19 protein-coding genes are annotated in these 18,372 nt (G+C 65.6%); 12 read left to right on the forward strand and 7 right to left on the reverse strand.

The features are described 5' to 3' along the window. Positions 1-12: 12 nt before the first annotated feature. From BLA15945_RS35320 to acs, 3 genes are all read right to left on the reverse strand, one after another. Positions 13-2,028, reverse strand: a complete 2,016-nt coding sequence (locus BLA15945_RS35320; RefSeq protein WP_059233643.1) for a sodium:solute symporter family protein — start codon at positions 2,026-2,028, stop codon at positions 13-15. Positions 2,029-2,031: 3 nt separating this feature from the next. Then, positions 2,032-2,376 carry a DUF4212 domain-containing protein gene (locus tag BLA15945_RS35325; RefSeq protein ID WP_059233642.1) on the reverse strand — a complete coding sequence of 115 codons (345 nt, stop codon included), beginning with the start codon at positions 2,374-2,376 and terminating at the stop codon, positions 2,032-2,034. Between the two features lie 83 nt (positions 2,377-2,459). Next, the gene (gene acs / locus BLA15945_RS35330; protein ID WP_174994536.1) at positions 2,460-4,442 is read right to left on the reverse strand and encodes an acetate--CoA ligase; all 1,983 of its coding nucleotides are present in this window, start codon (positions 4,440-4,442) and stop codon (positions 2,460-2,462) included. Between the two features lie 318 nt (positions 4,443-4,760). Here acs and BLA15945_RS35335 point away from each other — a divergent pair, with 318 nt between their 5' ends. The 9 genes from BLA15945_RS35335 to BLA15945_RS35375 all read left to right on the forward strand — a co-directional run bounded on the left by BLA15945_RS35335 (position 4,761) and on the right by BLA15945_RS35375 (position 12,059). After that, the gene (locus tag BLA15945_RS35335) at positions 4,761-5,669 is read left to right on the forward strand and encodes a DMT family transporter (RefSeq protein WP_174994537.1); all 909 of its coding nucleotides are present in this window, start codon (positions 4,761-4,763) and stop codon (positions 5,667-5,669) included. 113 nt (positions 5,670-5,782) lie between these two features. Continuing rightward, positions 5,783-6,391: a TIGR00645 family protein gene (locus BLA15945_RS35340; RefSeq protein ID WP_059233639.1), complete on the forward strand. Its 609-nt coding sequence runs from the start codon at positions 5,783-5,785 to the stop codon at positions 6,389-6,391. Positions 6,392-6,425: 34 nt separating this feature from the next. Next, positions 6,426-7,949, forward strand: coding sequence for a fumarate hydratase (locus BLA15945_RS35345; RefSeq protein ID WP_174994538.1), 1,524 nt, complete (start codon positions 6,426-6,428; stop codon positions 7,947-7,949). Positions 7,950-8,142: 193 nt separating this feature from the next. After that, positions 8,143-8,619 (forward strand): bacterioferritin, encoded by a 477-nt coding sequence (gene bfr / locus BLA15945_RS35350; protein WP_174994539.1) that lies wholly within the window; start codon positions 8,143-8,145, stop codon positions 8,617-8,619. A gap of 28 nt (positions 8,620-8,647) precedes the next feature. Next, positions 8,648-9,511: a glutamate racemase gene (murI, locus tag BLA15945_RS35355; protein ID WP_174994540.1), complete on the forward strand. Its 864-nt coding sequence runs from the start codon at positions 8,648-8,650 to the stop codon at positions 9,509-9,511. Between the two features lie 151 nt (positions 9,512-9,662). Next, positions 9,663-9,899: a (2Fe-2S)-binding protein gene (locus BLA15945_RS35360; protein ID WP_039370093.1), complete on the forward strand. Its 237-nt coding sequence runs from the start codon at positions 9,663-9,665 to the stop codon at positions 9,897-9,899. 218 nt (positions 9,900-10,117) lie between these two features. Further along, positions 10,118-10,849, forward strand: coding sequence for an energy transducer TonB (locus BLA15945_RS35365; protein WP_059233637.1), 732 nt, complete (start codon positions 10,118-10,120; stop codon positions 10,847-10,849). Positions 10,850-10,885: 36 nt separating this feature from the next. Next, positions 10,886-11,617: a MotA/TolQ/ExbB proton channel family protein gene (locus BLA15945_RS35370; RefSeq protein WP_059233636.1), complete on the forward strand. Its 732-nt coding sequence runs from the start codon at positions 10,886-10,888 to the stop codon at positions 11,615-11,617. Between the two features lie 13 nt (positions 11,618-11,630). Further along, positions 11,631-12,059 (forward strand): ExbD/TolR family protein, encoded by a 429-nt coding sequence (locus tag BLA15945_RS35375; protein WP_006478310.1) that lies wholly within the window; start codon positions 11,631-11,633, stop codon positions 12,057-12,059. Positions 12,060-12,505: 446 nt separating this feature from the next. Here the strand turns inward: BLA15945_RS35375 and BLA15945_RS35380 are convergent, their stop codons facing one another. Continuing rightward, complete coding sequence (locus BLA15945_RS35380) at positions 12,506-13,480, reverse strand: LysR family transcriptional regulator (protein ID WP_059233635.1); 975 nt, start codon at positions 13,478-13,480, stop codon at positions 12,506-12,508. Positions 13,481-13,602: 122 nt separating this feature from the next. Between BLA15945_RS35380 and BLA15945_RS35385 the strand changes: the two genes are divergently transcribed. From BLA15945_RS35385 to hemP, 3 genes are all read left to right on the forward strand, one after another. Next, a complete protein-coding gene (locus BLA15945_RS35385; protein WP_059233634.1) occupies positions 13,603-14,475 on the forward strand; it encodes a pirin family protein in 873 nt (290 codons plus the stop codon). Between the two features lie 100 nt (positions 14,476-14,575). Next, positions 14,576-15,058, forward strand: a complete 483-nt coding sequence (locus tag BLA15945_RS35390) for an SRPBCC family protein (protein WP_059236679.1) — start codon at positions 14,576-14,578, stop codon at positions 15,056-15,058. 139 nt (positions 15,059-15,197) lie between these two features. Then, the gene (gene hemP / locus BLA15945_RS35395) at positions 15,198-15,443 is read left to right on the forward strand and encodes a hemin uptake protein HemP (RefSeq protein ID WP_034190354.1); all 246 of its coding nucleotides are present in this window, start codon (positions 15,198-15,200) and stop codon (positions 15,441-15,443) included. 274 nt (positions 15,444-15,717) lie between these two features. Here the strand turns inward: hemP and BLA15945_RS35400 are convergent, their stop codons facing one another. From BLA15945_RS35400 to BLA15945_RS35410, 3 genes are read right to left on the reverse strand one after another with little or no spacing between them, the layout of a single operon-like run. Further along, a complete protein-coding gene (locus BLA15945_RS35400; RefSeq protein WP_059233633.1) occupies positions 15,718-17,115 on the reverse strand; it encodes a 4Fe-4S binding protein in 1,398 nt (465 codons plus the stop codon). Further along, the gene (locus BLA15945_RS35405; RefSeq protein WP_059233632.1) at positions 17,112-17,954 is read right to left on the reverse strand and encodes an FTR1 family iron permease; all 843 of its coding nucleotides are present in this window, start codon (positions 17,952-17,954) and stop codon (positions 17,112-17,114) included. The genes BLA15945_RS35400 and BLA15945_RS35405 overlap by 4 nt, the downstream gene beginning before the upstream one ends. Positions 17,955-18,012: 58 nt before the next feature. Then, positions 18,013-18,345, reverse strand: a complete 333-nt coding sequence (locus tag BLA15945_RS35410; RefSeq protein WP_034190351.1) for a cupredoxin domain-containing protein — start codon at positions 18,343-18,345, stop codon at positions 18,013-18,015. Between the last annotated feature and the right edge of the window lie 27 nt (positions 18,346-18,372).

Here is an 18,372-nt window from a genome sequence, read left to right on the forward strand (position 1 = left end):
CCCGCCCCTGCGTCACGGATGCCGGATGTAATCCACCAGCGCCCGCGTATATTCATCCGGCTTTCGATCGAGCAGACTCACGACGATCGCCACCGCAAACCCCGCCGGCACGCCGAACACGCCTGAGCTGATCGGCTCGATCCCGAACCACGTGCGCCCGGCGAACCCGGTCAGCTGCGTGAAGTACGGATAAGTCGACACGATGTAGTACACGCACACCGTCAACCCCGTCACCATCCCGGCGATCGCCCCGCGCGTCGTCGTGCGTTTCCAGAACACCCCGAGCACCAGCACCGGAAAGAAGCTCGACGCCGCCAGCGAAAACGCGGCACCGACGAGAAACAGGATCTTCCCCGTATTGAGCGACGCGACGTACGACGCGAACAGCGCGACACCGAGCAGCAGCACCTTCGAGATCGTCACGCGCCGCTGGCTCGACGCATCGGGCGCGACCATGCAGTAATAGACATCGTGCGACAGCGCGTTCGCGATCGTCAGCAACAGCCCATCCGCGGTCGACAGCGCCGCGGCCAGCGCACCGGCCGCGATCAGCCCCGACACGACATACGGCAGCCCCGCGATCTCCGGCGCGGCCAGCACGACCATGTCCGGCTGCATCTGGATTTCCGACCAGTGCACGATGCCGTCGCGAATCACCTCGACGACGCTGATCAGGTCCGGCTCGAAGTGATGCCATTGCGTGACCCACGCCGGCAATTCCGCGAACGGCCGCCCGACGAGGTTCGCGAGGATCTCGTACTTGATCAGCACCGCGAGCACCGGCACGCTCAGGTAGAACAGCGCGATGAAGAACAGCGTCCAGCCGACCGAGCGCCGTGCGGACGCGACCGACGTGGTCGTGTTGTAGCGCGTCAGGATGTGCGGCAGGCTCGCGGTGCCGAGCGACAGGCACAGCAGCAGCGCGAGAAAATTCCGCTCGCGCGGCTTGCGTTCGTCGTCGCTCGCGGCGGGAAACGGCTCGTGCATCGGCACGGGCGGCTCGGCACGGGCAAGCAGGTCGTCACGCGCCTGCGTCCACGCGACCCGCGCCGCCGCCGGATCGCGCGGGAAATCGGCCAGCTCGCGCTCGCGCTGGCTGATCTCGCGCAGCGGCCCGTTGTGACGCCGCAGGTCGGCGAGCTGGTCGGCAAGATGCCTGCGTGCGTCCGCATAGGACGCCGGCAGCCGGTCGAGCCGCGTCTGGATGTCCGCGGCTTGCCGGCGGTACGCGTCGCGCACCTGCTGCTCCCCGGACGCATCGCGCACCTGCGCCTCGCGCGCCGCGACGCGCTCCATCAGCTTGCCGTAGCTGAATTGCGGCACGGGACCGAGCCCGTTCTTCATCGCGATCAGCGACACCGGAATCAGGATCGCGCTGATCAGGATGATGTACTGCGCGACCTGCGTCCACGTGACCGCGCGCATCCCGCCGAGAAACGAGCACACGAGAATGCCCGCGAGCCCGCAGAAGATCCCGATCGCGAAATCGACGCCGATGAAGCGCGTCGCGATCAGGCCGATCCCCTGGATCTGCGCGACCAGATACACGAACGAGCACAGGATCGCCGCGCCGGCCGCGAGCGCGCGCACGGCCGTGCTCGAAAAGCGCGTGCCGAGAAAATCGGGAATCGTGTAGCGCGCGAGCTTGCGCACATACGGCGCGAGCAGGAACGCAACGAGGCAGAACCCGCCCGTCCAGCCCATCACGTACGCGAGCGCATCGTAGCCGGTGGAATAGAGCGATCCGGCCAGGCCGATGAACGACGCGGCCGACAGCCAGTCGGCCGCCGTCGCCATCCCGTTGAACGCGGACGGCACGCGCCGCCCGGCCACGTAGTATTCGACGAGATCGGACGTGCGCGACAACAGCCCGATCACCGCATACACGGCGATCGGCACGAACAGGAACACGTAGCCGATCCAGACGCCGGAGCCGGTCGCGCGCTCGATCCGCCACATCAGCAGCACGAAACCGAGAAAACCCAGCGTATAGAGCGCGTACGCGCGGATCAGTCGATGCGTCAGCATGAATCAGCGCCCGCCGTTCGGCGTGCCGGCGTGCGCCGCGTGGTCGTCGTATGCCCGGCGCAGCGTGCGGTCCGCGCGCTGCATCAGCCCGATGTAGACGACGATCAGCACGAGATACACGAGAATCGCCCCCTGCGCGCCGACATAGAACGGCAGGCTGAAGCCGGCGAAGTGGACGCCCGCGAGCGCGGGCCCGAAGAACGGCACGATGAACGACACCGAGAAACCGATCACCATCAGCACCGCGATCAGCGCGACGTTGAAACGCCAGTAGCGCGCATGGGCACGCGCGAGCGGCTCGGGAACGGGCGGTGGCGCAGCAGGCGCCGAACGGGTCGGAACGGTCATGCCGTTATGTAGCAAAAAGCCCCTGCGCGGGCAATCGGGATTGCCGCGCAGGGGCTCGTGCGCGAGACGCGCAGCCGGTACGATCAGCGCACTTCGGTGAGCTGTTCGAGGATGGCCGGGTTCTCGAGCGTGGACGTATCCTGCGTGATCGCCTCGCCCTTCGCGAGCGAACGCAGCAGGCGCCGCATGATCTTGCCCGAACGCGTCTTCGGCAGGTTGTCGCCGAAGCGGATGTCCTTCGGCTTCGCGATCGGCCCGATCTGCTTGCCGACCCAGTCACGCAGCGTCTTCGCCAGTGCCGCCGCTTCCTCGCCTTCCGGGCGCGAACGCTTCAGCACGACGAACGCAACGACCGCCTCGCCCGTCGTATCGTCCGGACGGCCGACCACGGCCGCCTCGGCCACGAGCTCGTGCGACACCAGCGCCGATTCGATCTCCATCGTGCCGAGCCGGTGACCCGACACGTTCAGCACGTCGTCGATCCGGCCCATGATCGTGAAGTAGCCGGTGTCCTTGTCGCGCACGGTGCCATCGCCGGCGAGATACAGGCGGCCGCCGAGTTCCTCGGGGTAGTAGCTCTTCTTGAAGCGCTCCGGGTCGCCCCAGATCGTGCGGATCATCGCAGGCCACGGACGCTTGACGACGAGGATGCCGCCCTGCCCGTTCGGCACGTCCTGGCCCGTCTCGTCGACCACCGCGGCCATGATGCCCGGCAGCGGCAGCGTGCACGAACCGGGCACGGTCGGCGTGGCGCCCGGCAGCGGCGTGATCATGTGGCCGCCCGTCTCGGTCTGCCACCACGTATCGACGATCGGGCAGCGCTCCTGGCCGACGTGCTTGTGATACCACATCCACGCTTCCGGATTGATCGGCTCGCCGACCGTGCCGATGATGCGCAGGCTCGACAGGTCGTAACTCTTCGGATGCACCTTGTCGTCGGCTTCGGCCGCCTTGATCAGCGAACGGATCGCGGTCGGCGCGGTGTAGAACACGGTAACCTTGTGATCGCCGATCATCTTCCAGAAACGGCCGGCGTCCGGGTAGGTCGGCACGCCTTCGAACACGACCTGCGTGCCGCCGCATGCGAGCGGACCATAGGTGATGTACGTGTGGCCCGTGACCCAGCCGATGTCGGCCGTGCACCAGAATACGTCGTCGGGTTTCCAGTCGAAGGTCCACTTCATCGTCTGCGCGGCCCACAGCAGGTAGCCGCCCGTGCTGTGCTGCACGCCCTTCGGCTTGCCGGTCGAGCCCGACGTATACAGGATGAACAGCGGATGCTCGGCGCCGACCCACTCCGGCGCGCACGTGTCGGACTCGCCGTCCGCGATGTCGTGCATCCACAGGTCGCGGTCCGCGTGCCAGTCGATCTTGCCGCCGGTGCGGCGATAGACGATCACGCTCTTCACCGCTTCGCAGCCGCCCATCGCGATCGCCTCGTCGGCGATGCTCTTGAGCGGCAGCGTCTTGCCGCCGCGTGCCTGCTCGTCGGCCGTGATCAGTGCGACCGCGCCGACGTCGACGAGCCGCTCGTTCAGCGATTTCGCGGAGAAGCCGCCGAACACGACCGAGTGCGTCGCGCCGATGCGCGCGCAGGCCTGCATCGCGACGATACCTTCGATCGACATCGGAATATAGATGACGACGCGATCGCCCTTGCCGATCCCGCGCTTCTTCAGCGCATTCGCGAAGCGCGACACGCGGCCGAGCAGATCCGCATAGGTGACGCGCGTGACCGTGCCGTCGTCGGCCTCGAAGATCACCGCGACGCGCTCGCCGTTGCCGGCTTCGACGTGACGGTCGAGGCAGTTGTACGACGCGTTCAGCTCGCCGTCGTCGAACCACTTGTAGAACGGCGCGTTGCTCTCGTCGAGCACCTTCGTGAACGGCTTGTGCCACGCGAGGCCTTCGCGCGCGAGACGCGCCCAGAAGCCCTCGTAATCCTGCTCGGCCTCGGCGGCGAGCGCACGGTAGGCCGGCATGCCGGAAATGGTCGCCGCCTTCTCGAGCGCCGCGGGCGGCGCGAACTGACGGGTTTCGTGAAGAACCGATTCAATCGCAGACATCGACTACCCCTTGGTGAACATGAATCCTCTGCATGGCGGCGCGATCGTGCGCGCCGCGTGTCTTGGCCGGCGCATGCGCGCCGCTGTCTCCCACCCACCCGCACGCGGCCACGAAGGCTGCGCACGATGCTGCACCGCACCACATCACGCGAACGTGACCATGCGGCCCGGCAGTGTCCACGATAAGCGCTCGAACTTACCCGTCACTTACGCGGCAAGGTCGTTTCGTGCACCGGACGACATCGCATGACGGCCAGCTTTACGCTGTTACAACCGCGACCCTACAATCGTAACTGAACTCGCCTTCCGGATTCCAGCTTGAATCGCTACGCCCTCTTCCTCATCCTGTCGATGCTGTTCGTCGGCAGCAACGTCGGTATCGGTAAATCCATCGTTGCATTCGTCCCCGTCGCCATCCTCGCCACGCTGCGCTTCGTGATCGCGATCGCCGTGCTGTGGCCGCTGTTCAGCCCCGTGAAGATGCGCGCGGTCAAGCGCGGCGAGTGGCTGAACCTGTTCCTGCAGGCCTTCTTCGGCACCTTCATGTTCACGCTGCTGATGCTCAACGGCGTGCAGCGCACGAGCGCGGTGGCGGCCGGCGTCATCACGAGCACGATCCCGGCGATCGTCGCGCTGTTCGCGTGGCTGATCCTGCGTGAAAAACCGAACGGCCGTGCGCTCGTGTCGATCGCGCTCGCGATCGCCGGCGTCGTGACGATCAACCTCGCCAACGGCGGTACAACCGGGCATGGCGCCCACGGCGACGCATCCGGCTCGCTGACCGGCAACCTGCTGATCCTCGGCGCGGTGTGCTGCGAATCGATCTACGTGATCCTGTCGCGCCGGCTCACGCAGACGCTCGCGCCGATCGACATCTGCGCGTATACCCATCTGTTCGGGCTGTGCCTGATGCTGCCGCTCGGCGCGACGGCGCTGTGGCATTTCGATTACGCGAGCGTGCCGGCCGGCACCTGGGCGCTCGTGGTCTGGTACGGCCTGTCGGCCAGCATCTTCTCGTTCTGGCTGTGGATGAAGGGCATCCGCCACGTGCCGGGCAGCCTCGCCGGCGTGTTCAGCGCGGTGCTGCCGATCGCTGCGGCCGCCTACGGCATCGCCTTCCTCGGCGAGCGCCCGACGCTCGCGCACGGCATCGCGCTCGCCTGCGTCGTCGCCGGCATCGTGCTCGCGAGCCTGCGCGTGAAACGCGTGCCGGCCGCCGCGTCCTGATCCGTCCCCGGCACCGCCGGCGCGTCGCTGCAGCCGCGCCGGCCGACGCGTTACAATAGCGCGCCTTTTCAAGATTACCCCCGATACCTGCGCACCGCGCCCGCACCGCCATCATGTCCGCCCCGCATTCGCCCGGCCGCCCCGCCCGTCGCCCGCTTCGTCCGCTTCCCGCCTTGATTTTCATGAGCCGCTGGCTCCAGGTTCCGCTTTACCTCGGCCTGATCGTCGCGCAGGCCGTCTACGTGTTCCTGTTCCTGAAGGAAGTCTGGCACCTGCTGTCGCATGCGACGGGCCTCGACGAAATCAGCGTCATGCTCGCGGTGCTCGGCCTGATCGACGTGGTGATGATCTCGAACCTGCTGATCATGGTGATCGTCGGCGGGTATGAAACGTTCGTGTCGCGCCTCGGCATCGAGGGCCATCCCGACGAGCCCGAGTGGCTCGACCACGTGAACGCGGGCGTGCTGAAGGTCAAGCTGTCGATGGCGCTGATCAGCATTTCGTCGATCCACCTGCTGAAGACCTTCATCAACCCCGACCAGCACACGATGCACGCGATCATGTGGCAGGTGATCATCCACGTGTCGTTCCTCGTGTCGGCGCTCGTGATGGCGTGGGTCGACCGCCTGACGACGCACACGCACCCGGCCCATTTCCACGAGACGCATGCGCCCGTCGCGGCTGCGTCCCGCAAGACGGCCGAAGCAGCCGTCAACGCATAAACGCATTCCCCACAGTCCTCACAGAGTCTCAGCCATGACCGTCATCAAACAGGAAGACCTGATCCAGAGCATCGCGGATTCGCTGCAGTACATCAGCTACTACCACCCGCTCGACTACATCCAGGCCCTCGGCCGCGCGTACGAGCTGGAAGAGAGCCCGGCCGCGAAGGACGCGATCGCGCAGATCCTCACGAACAGCCGCATGTGCGCGGAAGGCAAGCGCCCGATCTGCCAGGACACCGGCATCGTCACGATCTTCGTGAAGGTCGGCATGGACGTGCGCTGGGACGGCGCGACGATGGGCCTCACCGACATGATCAACGAAGGCGTGCGCCGCGGTTACACGCACCCGGACAACGTGCTGCGCGCATCGATCGTCAATCCGCCGGAAGGCGCCCGCAAGAACACGAAGGACAACACGCCGGCCGTGATCCACTACGAGATCGTGCCGGGCGACACGGTCGACGTGCAGGTCGCGGCGAAGGGCGGCGGCTCGGAGAACAAGTCGAAGTTCGTGATGCTGAACCCGTCCGACTCGATCGTCGACTGGGTGCTGAAGACGGTCCCGACGATGGGCGCGGGCTGGTGTCCGCCCGGCATGCTCGGGATCGGCATCGGCGGCACCGCCGAGAAGGCGATGCTGATGGCGAAGGAATCGCTGATGGAGCCGATCGACATCCAGGAAATCATCGCGCGCGGCCCGAAGGACTGGGTTGAGGAACTGCGCGTCGAGCTGCACGAGAAGGTCAACGCGCTCGGCATCGGCGCACAGGGCCTCGGCGGCCTGGCAACCGTGCTCGATGTGAAGATCATGGCGGCACCGACGCACGCGGCCTCGAAGCCGGTCGCGCTGATCCCGAACTGCGCGGCCACGCGCCACGCGCACTTCGTGCTCGACGGTTCGGGCCCGGCCAAGCTCGAAGCGCCGTCGCTCGACGCCTGGCCGAAGGTCCAGTGGGAACCGAACACGGAAACCAGCAAGCGCGTCGACCTGAACACGCTGACGCCGGAAGAAGTCGCCAGCTGGGCACCGGGCCAGACGCTGCTGCTGTCGGGCAAGATGCTCACCGGCCGCGACGCCGCACACAAGCGCATCGCCGACATGCTCGCGAAGGGCGAGAAGCTGCCGGTCGACTTCACGAACCGCGTGATCTACTACGTCGGCCCGGTCGATCCGGTGCGTGACGAAGTGGTCGGCCCGGCCGGCCCGACGACGGCCACCCGCATGGACAAGTTCACCGAGACGATGCTCGCGCAAACGGGCCTGATCTCGATGGTCGGCAAGGCCGAGCGCGGCCCGGTCGCGATCGACGCGATCAAGAAGCACAAGGCTGCATACCTGATGGCGGTCGGCGGCGCGGCGTATCTCGTGTCGAAGGCGATCCGCGGCGCGAAGGTGCTCGCATTCGAAGACCTCGGCATGGAAGCGATCTACGAGTTCGACGTACAGGACATGCCGGTGACGGTCGCCGTCGATTCGTCGGGCACGTCGGTGCACCAGACCGGTCCGAAGGAGTGGCAGGCGAAGATCGGCAAGATCCCGGTCGCGACCGCTTAAGCGCGATCGAACGAAAGGCCGGACGGAAGTCCGGCCTTTTTACTTCTCATTCTCATTATTGTGTCCGGCCGGTCATTCGAGGCTGATTCTCATTACACGCAAAAGGCAGGCCAGACAAGGCTTTGAGGCTTGGCTTTTCTCGTTCGAGCGATTATCGTTCGGTTTCTGAAGCCCCACTGAACAAGGAACAGCCATGCAAGGCGACAAGAAAGTCATCGAATATCTGAACGCCCAACTGAAGAATGAGCTCACGGCGATCAACCAGTACTTCCTGCATGCCCGCATGTACAAGCACTGGGGCCTCGAGAAGCTCGGCAAGCACGAGTACGACGAGTCGATCGGCGAAATGAAGCACGCCGACTGGCTGATCGAGCGCGTGTTCATGCTCGACGGCCTGCCGAACCTGCAGGATCTGCACAAGCTGCTCGTCGGCGAGGAAACCGAAGAGATCCTGAAGTGCGACCTGAAGCTCGAGCAGATTTCGCAGTCCACCTGCAAGGAAGCGATCGCCTACTGCGAAACGGTTCGCGACTACGTGTCGCGCGAGATCTTCGAAAAGATCCTCGACGACACCGAAGAGCACATCGACTGGCTGGAAACGCAGATCGACCTGATCGGCAAGGTCGGCCTGCAGAACTACCAGCAAACGATGATGGGTTCGGCAGAGTAATCGGCCCGTCCGCCGCCGCACCGTCCGCATGACGATGACGAACCATCCAGCCGCTCCCGCGATGCGCGCCGCCGCTCCTGTCGGAATCTTCGACTCGGGGATCGGCGGCCTGTCGGTGCTGCGCGCCGCGCGCGCGCACCTGCCCGGCGAGTCGTTCGTCTATACGGCCGATACGCGCTACATCCCGTACGGCGAACGTGACGACGCGTTCATCACCGAGCGCACGCTCGCGATCGGCGAATGGTTCGTCCGGCAGGGCGCGAAGGCGCTCGTGGTCGCCTGCAATACGGCGACGGCCCAGTCGATCGCGGCGGTACGCGAGCGTCTCGCGATTCCGCTCGTCGGCGTCGAGCCGGGCATCAAGCCGGCCGTCCAGCAATCCGCGAGCGGCGTCGCCGGCGTGCTCGCCACCCAGTCAACGCTGCGCAGCGCCCGGTTCCAGACGCTGCTCGAGCGCCATGGCGCCGGTTGCCGCTTCATCTGCCAGCCGGGCCACGGGCTCGTGCAGGCGATCGAGAGCGGCGACACGGACTCGCCCGCGCTGCGCGCGCTGCTCGACAGCTATCTGCAACCGATGCTCGACGACGGCGCCGATACGGTCGTCCTCGGCTGCACGCACTACCCGTTCCTCACCGCAACGATTCGCGACATTGTCGGCGACCGCATGGCGATCGTCGACACGAGCGACGCGATCGCACGCCAGCTCGTGCGCGTGCTCGACCAGCACGGCCTGCGCGCACCTGCAGGCACGCCGGTCGCCCCGCCCCGCTTCTGCTCGACCGGCGACGGCCGGCAGTTGCAGGCGCTCGCGTCGACATTGCTCGGCCTCGATGCGCCGGTCGAATCCGTCACCATTTCCTCGCCGAACGCGCAAGCCTGCGCAACCGCCTGACGCGGGCCCGCACGCCCGCTCCTGCCGCGGCTCCGCCGCTCCCCGCCGTTTCAAGGGTCCGATGACCTTAAAAAAAGCCCGACCCAGGCTTGTCAACGCCCGCAAATTTAATGATAATAATTCGCATTAACGTTAGCTATCGCAACTCACCATGATCGTCTGCGTGTGCAAGTCTGTTTCCGATCGCAAGATTCGCGCGTCCCTCGCAGAGGGCGTGAACTCTTTCGATGAACTCCAGTTCGAGCTCGGCGTGGCCACGTGCTGCGGCAAGTGCGAGGAGTCCGTACGCGACCTCATGGCCGAACAAGGCGTCTGTGCGAGCCGGTGTGGCGTCGAGCATCACGCTCACCCGATCCCGGTCACCTTCTACGAACGCAAGGCTGCCTGACCCGCGCCGAGTGTGCGCATGCGGCCCAGGCCGCATTTTTTGTCTTGACCGTCAGCAAGCCATCGTCTGCGCGAGCCAGCGGCTTACCTGCCAAGGAGCCTGTCATGGAATTGCTGATCGGATTTGTGACCACCGTTTGCATCTCGCTGCTGATCTTCCGCAAGTGATGCCGATTCACCCGCCGCGCCCCGGGTGCGACATCGTTCTTTCAAGCTAACATGCAGGCTTCGCATCTCGCTCCTGCCGGCGCCTTGCCGGCTGCACCACGTATGAATCCCCGAGTGATCGTCGTCGCGGTCGGTGTGCTTGCCGCACACGCGATCATGCTGACGGCCGCCTGGCTCCATCGCAACGCGCCGCCACCGAAATCGGTCGAGGTCCAGACGATCACCGCGCAGCTCATCACGCCGGCGCCGATCGCCCAGCAGGTCGCGGCCGAATCGATTCCGCAGCCTACGCCGCCGAAGCCGACACCCGTCAAGCAGAAGGTCCAGCCAAAGCCGGTGCCGAAAGTGGCAAAGCCGACGCCTCAGCCGGTCACCCCATCGCCGACCCCGTCGCCGACGCCCGCACCAGCGGCCGCCGATCCGACGCCTGCCCCGGCCGCCCCCGCTCCTGCGGCGCCGGCCGCGACGCCCGCCCCGGCACGCGAAACGATGCAGGTCAGCGCGCCGAAGAACGTGCCGACGCTCCAATGCAACTTCGTGAAGCCCGACTACCCGTCGATGTCGCGCCGCCGCGGCGAATCGGGTACGGCCTATGTCCACTTCGTCGTCGGCGTGACCGGCAAGATCGAAAGCATCGATCTGCAGAAGAGCAGCGGCTACCCGCGCCTCGACGATGCCGCACTCGACGCGATGCGCTCGACCACCTGCCGTCCGTACATCGAGAACGGCCAGGCGATCCGCGCCGCCCGCACACAGCCCTACAGCTTCGGGCTCACCGACTAACCTGCCTCATCCGGAAGATTCAAAGGAAACAAAAAAATGCAAAGCTACGGTATCGCGCACGTCTGGGCGCAAGGTGATTTCGTCACGCGCGCCATCGCGATCACGCTGCTCGTGATGTCGGTCCTGTCGTGGATGGTGATCGTCATCAAGGGCTGGAACGTGATCCGCCTGAACCGCCTCACGAAGAATGCCGAACAGGCGTTCTGGCATTCGGACGATTTCGACGACGGCATCAAGAAGCTCGGCCTCGCCGCGTCGACGCCGAACGACAACCCGTTCCTCGCGCTCGCGCTGTCGGGCAAGGAAGCCGCCGACCATCACCACCAGACGCAACCGCACCTGCACGACCGCATGGACGTGTCGGACTGGGTCACGCGCTGCCTGAAGGACACGATGGACGAAGGCATCTCGCGCATGCAGAGCGGTCTCGCGATCCTCGCATCGATCGGCAGCACGGCACCGTTCGTCGGCCTGTTCGGCACGGTGTGGGGTATCTATCACGCGCTGCTCGCGATCGGCGCCACCGGTCAGACGTCGATCGACCAGGTTGCGGGCCCCGTCGGCGAGTCGCTGATCATGACGGCCTTCGGCCTGTTCGTCGCGATTCCGGCCGTGCTCGGCTACAACGCACTGACCCGCGCGAACAAGGGTATCGTCAGCAAGCTGCGCCGCTTCGCGCACGGCCTGCACGCATACTTCGTGACGGGCGCGAGCCTCGCATCGTCGTCGACGCGCGACGGCCTGCGTCTCGCGACGCGCGCCAGCTAAGACGAGGTGAACCATGGCCATGAACACCGGTTTCAGCGACGATGACGACGATGCCGTGATGAGCGAGATCAACATGACGCCGCTCGTCGACGTCATGCTCGTACTCCTGATCATTTTCCTCGTGACGATCCCGGCGATGCAGCATGCGGTGAAAATCGACCTGCCGCACGCCAGCAGCCAGCCCGTCGACGAAAAGCCGCAGACGGTCGACGTCGCAATCCAGGGCGACGGCACGATCCTGTGGGACGACCACACGGTCACACGTGAACAACTGCAAGCCCGCATCGCGGAAGCGGCGAAGCGCACGCCGCAGCCCGAGTTGCACCTGCGCGCGGACCGCAAGGTTGCCTACGAGCACGTCGCGGAAGTGATGTCGGATGCGCAGGCCGGCGGCCTGACGAAGCTCGGCTTCGTGACGGAGCCGGGCGCGAAAGCGAAGTAACGCGCGCACGTCTTGCGGTGACGCATCGCCGGCCGCACCTTGCCGGCCACACCTCGCCGGCCACACCTCGCCGGCCGCACCTCGCCGGCCACACCTCGCCGGCCGCACCTCGCCGGCCACACACAAAGTAAAAGGCCTTCATCGCCAGATGAAGGCCTTTTTTCATGCGCACGCGGGCGCCTTCGGGCGGCGGGCTCTTTGGCGGTATCGGTTGCGCCTCGAGCAACGCAAATGCGACTCTGCCGTGGTCTGCACGGACTGCGCGTTCTGCCCTATCTGGCTCACAATATATGCGGCCACCTGATTTCGCTCAGAACTTCCTTCACGAAATGGGATTTCAATATAGGCCCGCGCGCGCGCGCATTCAAGGTTCCGGCGATTGAAACTTGCGATTGCAGGCGACGCTTCAATGACAAAACAAATTTGCGTCGTCGTGCACGCCGTGTTCAGGTCGCCGAAACATCGGCCGCAGCTTCCTTCTTCGCGCGCTCGGGGCAACCGGGTTCCTTGTACGCGCCGTGGTCGAGCTTCTCGACCAGGTAGTCGACGAACGCACGCACCGCGGGCGGCATCCCCTGCCGCGACACGAACACCGCATACAGCTGCGGCACCGGCAACGTCCAGCCCGGCATCACGGGCGACAGTTGCCCCGCACGCAGCGCGTTGCCGTACATCATCTCCGGCAGTGCCGCGATGCCCAGGCCGTCGAGCACGGCCTCGCGTATCGTCATCAGGTCGGCCGTCACGAGCCGCGGCTCGTGCTCGTGCACGTGACGCGTCCCGTCCGGTGCAATCAGGTTGAACACGTGCCGCCCGTCGACGCTCGGCGTATCGAGTGTCTCGAAGCCGGTCAGATCATCCGGCACCAGCGGCGGCGCATTCTGGCTCAACAGGCTCGGTGCGCCGACCAGCATCTGCTCGGTGCGCCACAGCGGCCGCACGACGATGTTGGCGTTCTGCGGCGGCTCCGAGCGCACGCGCAACGCAACGTCGATCGAATCCTCGAACAGGTCGATCACGCGATTCGTCACGCGGACGTGCACCCTCACCTCGGGATAGCGGCGCAGGAATTCGGGCAGGATGCGCGACAGCATCGTCTGCGACAACGTCACCGGCACGCTGACCCGCACCGAGCCGCGCGGCGACGCGCGCAACTGCTGCACGGCGTTCATCGCGGCCTGCGCTTCGGCGAGCATCGCCTGGCAATGCTGGTAGAACAGTTCCCCCGCCTCGGTCAGCGCGAGCTTGCGCGTCGAGCGCTGTAGCAGGCGCACGCCGAGCGCCGCCTCGAGCTCAGTCAGGCGCCGCGACAGACGCGATTTCGAGATGCCCAGCACGCGCTCCGCGGCCGAGAAGCCGCCATGTTCGACGACCTGCGAAAAGTACATCAGGTCGTTCAGGTTATGTGCATCGATATTCATCTCATCGTTCCAATTTCAGAACAATCCATTGCGGAGCACCGCAAATCGAACGGTAAAACGCCCAATATAATAGCGCTATGTTTCAAAAATAACGCTATTCCGACGATTTCGAGGGCTTCCCCATGACGACCGCTCGCTCGCTTGACCGTACCTACCCCGCCCTTCGCACGACCGAAGGCGGTGGCTTCGTGGTTCACCGTCCGTTCCCGACGCGGCTGCTGATGGATTTCGATCCGTTCCTGCTGCTCGATGAAATGGGCCCCGTCGACTACGCGCCCGGCGAAGCCGTGGGCGCGCCCGATCATCCGCATCGCGGCTTCGAGACCGTGACCTATGCGCTCGACGGGCGCTTCCGTCATCGCGACTCGTCCGGTCATGCAGGCACGCTCGGCCCCGGCGACGTGCAGTGGATGACGGCCGGCGCCGGCGTCGTGCACAGCGAGATGCCCGATCCCGCGTTCGCGCAGACAGGCGGCCGCTCGCACGGCTTCCAGCTGTGGGTCAACCTGCCGCGCCGCGACAAGATGATCGCACCGCGCTACCAGGAGATCCCGGCCGGCCGCATCCCGACCGCGACGTCACCGGACGGCCGCGCGCGCGTCCGCGTGATCGCCGGCGAAGCATTCGGCGTCCAGGCCGCGATCGAGACGCGCACGCCGATCCTCTACCAGCATTTCACGCTGGAACCCGGCGCAACGGTCACGCAGCCCGTGCCGGCCGGCTATCGCGTGTTTGCCTATCCGATCGACGGAACGGGCCTCTACGGGCCCGACAGGCAGGCTGTCGACGCACGGCACATGATCGTCTACGGTGACGACGGCGACACCGTCGCGTTCGCCGCTGGCGACACGTCGCTCGACCTGCTGCTGATCGGCGGCGTGCCGCTCAACGAACCGATCGTCCGCTACGGCCCGTTCGTGATGAATACCGAAGAAGAGATCCGGCAGGCTGTCGTCGACTACCAGACGGGCCGCATGGGCCGCATCGAAGCATGACGCCCGATCGGGGACGGCAGGTGCCGCGAAACGAGTCGTTTTGCGTCACAATAACTTCTTGAACCATGTGGCCGCCCGCCACCAGAAGGAACCCGTCCCCTTGAACTTCGAACATCTGATCCAGATCAACGCCGACGATCCGGCCGTGCCGACCCTCACCCGCGACCAGCTCTGGGAAGGCCTCGTGCTGCGCGCCGAACAGCCGCAGCTGTTCGTGCTCGGCCTCGACAGCTGCGTCGTCCTTGAACGGACGGACACGACGCTCGAACGTGAACTGCACTACGGCCATGCGACCGTGCGCGACCACGTGACGTTCACGCCGAACCAGCAGGTCCGCTACGACATCCTTGCGGCCGACGGCGAGATCGGCGGTTCGCTGACGATGACGATCGAGGAGCGCGACGACCACGAGCTGTTCCTGCGCTTCGAGTACCGCACGACGCTGACCGTCACGGACGACAGCGAGGACGCGCGACAGACGCACGGGATCGTCAAGGAGGCGTACCGCACGTCCGACATCGACACGGTGCGCCTGATCCGCGAATACGCGCAGGGCCGCAAGGCGCCCGATCCGCTGCACTGAACCCGGCGGCGGCCTGCGGGCCGCCCCTTTGATTCAAACTATCAAGTCTGATGTTTCGATCGATAAAGAGTTTTTGTAAATGGGAATAGTTATCATTTAGAATTCATTCCATCGTATCGACAGTCACCGATCAAACCGAATGACCGACACCATGCGCCCGACCACGCTGACCCTGCGCCGCACGACCGGCACTGCAGCCAGCAGCCGTCAGAAGACGGCAGCGGTCACCACGCCGGCGAAACCCGCCGGCAACCGCGATACAGGCACGCGGGTCGTGAACAGCGACGCGCTGTTGCAAGGCCACAGCCACATCAGCATCGCGCATAACGGAGAGACGTATCAGTTGCGCGCCACACGGCTCGGCAAACTGATCCTGACGAAGTAAGACAGCGTATTGTGGGGACCACCTCCCTGAGAGGTGTTGGGCAGTAGCCAGCGTAACGGCTTGCACGCGAGATCTAGACCCCTTCGTGCAAACACACTCAAGCAGCCGTTGCAGCAAGCCAAGCCACTTTTTTTGGTTCTCGCACAAGGTAGGAAAAAAAGCGGCACGTCGAAGGACGTGCCGCTTTTTTGTTTGGGCGGCCCATGCGTGAAGCATGCCGCCCGTGTGCGTTACTGCATCGATGCGTGACAACCGAAGCGGCATGCGAGCCGCCTCAGAACCCCCAGAACATCAACCACCATGCGCTGTCGACGACGGCCAACCCGGCGGCAAACCACGCGAATGCCGCCAGCCGGCGCGGCCATGCCGCGTAGCGCCCCGTCACTTTCCACGCGAGCCACGCACTCCACGTGTTGGCGCCGACCAGGATCGCGACGCGCACATCGGTTGCCCAGCCGAGCGGCACATGCTCGGCGCGCAGCAACGACAGCGTCGTGGCCGACAGCCCGAGGAACACGCCTGCGCCCGCGATCGGGATCAGCGCCTGCGCGAGGTGATGCAGCCGCACGCGATCGAAGCGGCCGAGCATCAGCGTGGCGCCGGCCAGCAGCACCAACAGCGCCGTGCCGTACACGAGCCCCGTCCCGACGATGTAGCTGACGACCAGCCCGCCATCGAGCCAGGAGAACACGTCGTTGCGATCCGGATAGTGCGTGAGCAGGAACCACGGCGCATTGGTTTCGAGCGGCCACGTGATGTCGCGGTCGATCAGCCAGCCTGCGAGCCATTGCTTGATCTGCACGAACCACGGGCTGACGGTCCAGTGGAATGCGCCGATCGCAACGCCGAGCAGGCCGTACAGGATCAGCGCGGTGTCCCACGGGTTCGCCTGCTGCGCACCGAGGTTCACGACTTCGTCGGACGGCGAGCGCAGCGACAGCGAGATCGCGTCGCGGTGCCCGCTGCAGCGGCCGCACATATGGCAATCGGCCGCGCCCTTCATGTTGCGCAACGGCACGAGCGGCGCGCAGTTGATCGGAATCACGCGATGGCCATGCTCGCCGTTCTTGTACGAACGGCGCCACGCATCCTCGTCGACCTTGTAGCGCATCGGCGCGAGCCGCGCGAGCAGCCCGAACACGCCGTTCACGGGGCACAGGTACTTGCACCACACGCGCTTCTCGCGGCCGTACAGCACGCCGATCACGATCGCGCCGACGGTCGAGCCGCCGAGCACGAACAGCACCGCGAGCGGGTACTGGTACACGCTCACCATCTGTCCGTAGATCGTCGTGATCCCGAACGCGACGAACGGCCAGCCGCCCCACCGGATCCAGCGCGGGATCGGGCCGCCGCGGCCGAACTTGCTCGCGTATTCGGTGAGCGCGCCTTCCGGGCACAGCACGCCGCACCAGACGCGGCCGAGCATCACCATCGACAGCAGCACGAACGGCCACCAGATGCCCCAGAACGCGAACTGCGCGATCAGCGTGAGGTTGTTCCACAGATGCGCGGAATCGTCCGGCAGCGGCAACACCGCCGGCACGATGATCAGGAATGCGTAGACCGCGACGACGATCCACTGGATACCGCGGATCAGCGCGCCGTGGCGCTGCATCCACTGGCCGGCCTGTGCAAGCCAGCCCGGCTTGGCTGCGGCGACTACGCTCATGCCGCGCGGCCTGCGGCAACGGCCGGACGACGGCTCGCGCGCTTCATCAGCAGCCAGACGACGGCCCAGTACACCGCATATGCGACCAGGTTGGTCAGTGCCGGGTGCGCGCGATAGCCGGTCAGCGTCGCGACGAGCGAGCCGAAGGTGCCCGAGTCATCGAGGATCGCGGACGTATCCCACACCTGCGAGATGCCGAGCGGCAGGATTTCCTTGTCGATCAGCTTGTCGACACCGGTCTGGAACAGGCCCGCGCCGAGGAACAGCAGCATCACTTCGGTGACGCGGAAGAAATGCCGCCACGAGAAGTACTTGCCGCCGAGCTGCAGCAGATAGAACGTGAAGAACGCCAGGCCGAGACCGATCAGCACTGCGAGCATCTGGCTGCCGTCGACGTGACCCGACTGGCCGAAACCGAGGCCGTACAGGAAGATCACCGTCTCGCTGCCTTCGCGCGCGATCGCGAGCGCGACCAGCACGGCGACGCCCCACCAGTTCGAATCGCGCGTGCTCTGCTGCAGCGATTGCTCCATGTCGCGCTTCAGCGTGCGGCCGTGCCGGCGCATCCACAGCACCATCTGCACGATCAGCACGCATGCGATCAGCACCATCGCGGTCTGGAAGTAATCCTGCGCGTCGCCGGACAACACTTCGGTGAACCCGACCAGCGCGGCGCCGAGGCCGACGGCCATCAGCAGGCCGACACCGACGCCGGCCCACAGGAAAGGCAGGCCGCGGCGCGCGTCGTCGTCGCCGTTTTTCAGCCATGCATAGAGAATGCCGACGACGAGCAGCGCTTCGACGCTCTCCCGCCAGACGATGAACAAGATCTGACCCATCGATACCTCCTGACGCGCGGAGCAAGGGACTGGTGCACCCGCGCGCAGATAAAACGCGTTACTTCGCGACGATCACGCCCTGTGCCTGCTGGTGGAAATCGTCGAAAAACTTGTATTCGCCCGGCGACAGCGGAGCGACGACCACGAACGAATCGGCACCCGGTGCGAGCACCTTCTCCTTGCGCAACTGCACGCTCTCGAATTCGGCGGCGCCCTTGCCGGTGTTCTTGATCTCGATCTTGAAACGCTGGCCGGCCGGCACTTCGATGCGGGCGGGATTCAGCTTGCCGTCCGTCATCTCGAGCTTGAACGTCGGCAGGTCGGCAGCATGCGCTGCGCCGGCAAGCCACAGCGCAGCGGCTGCGGCAACGATTTTCTGGGGAATTTTCATTCTGGGTTCTCTACGCCAACGGCGCGC

The organism is Burkholderia arboris (assembly GCF_902499125.1).
GTDB classification, from domain to species: Bacteria; Pseudomonadota; Gammaproteobacteria; order Burkholderiales; family Burkholderiaceae; genus Burkholderia; species Burkholderia arboris.